Genomic DNA, 543 nt, shown 5'->3' with positions numbered 1-543 from the left:
AACGTTGTCTTTAGTTGCCATAACTGCTTTACCCTGTGGGATAAGGAAGTTACGAGCGTAACCAGATTTAACGTTTACTTGGTCGCCAAGGCCACCTAGGTTACCGATCTTATCAAGTAGAATAACTTGCATTATCTTAGTCCTCTTAAACTATTATTAACTATTACCGATTACTGATGCTTGTCAGTGTACGGTAGTAGTGCTAGGTAACGAGAACGCTTGATAGCGCGAGCTAGCTGACGTTGGTATTTAGCACTTGTACCAGTGATACGGCTAGGTACAATTTTACCAGCTTCAGTGATGTAGTTTTTTAGAGTTGCTACGTCTTTGTAGTCAATCTCTTGTACGCCTTCTGCAGTAAAACGGCAGAATTTACGACGACGGAAGAAACGAGCCATGGGCTATCTCCTGATCTAAATTTAATAATGCGGTACTCACACGAACTTATAAATAAGTCTAAGCAAATGCTTGTAGTGGGAATACCTAAACGAGTTGAATAAAATTTAATGACCTAAAAGGCCAAAAAAGAATTACTCAGCAGCA

The 543-nt window shown here is 40.0% G+C and carries 2 protein-coding genes; both read right to left on the bottom strand.

Translation table 11 applies throughout. The features are described from left to right. Positions 1-132 (bottom strand): 50S ribosomal protein L9 (gene rplI, locus AB4653_RS24175; protein WP_372105510.1); only part of this gene is annotated, 132 nt, incomplete at its 3' end. 38 nt (positions 133-170) lie between these two features. Beyond that, on the bottom strand, positions 171-398 hold the full coding sequence (rpsR, locus tag AB4653_RS24170) for a 30S ribosomal protein S18 (protein WP_000090472.1): 228 nt from the start codon (positions 396-398) through the stop codon (positions 171-173). Between the last annotated feature and the right edge of the window lie 145 nt (positions 399-543).

This window comes from Vibrio sp. 10N.222.48.A3, from assembly GCF_041475345.1.
Classification (GTDB): domain Bacteria; phylum Pseudomonadota; class Gammaproteobacteria; order Enterobacterales; family Vibrionaceae; genus Vibrio; species Vibrio tasmaniensis_A.
This window is presented reverse-complemented; position numbering and strand designations above follow the sequence as displayed.

Bases quoted from the DNA above. Each gene is read 5' to 3' on its own strand.
- rpsR (WP_000090472.1), bottom strand. From the start codon at position 398: ATGGCTCGTTTCTTCCGTCGTCGTAAATTCTGCCGTTTTACTGCAGAA.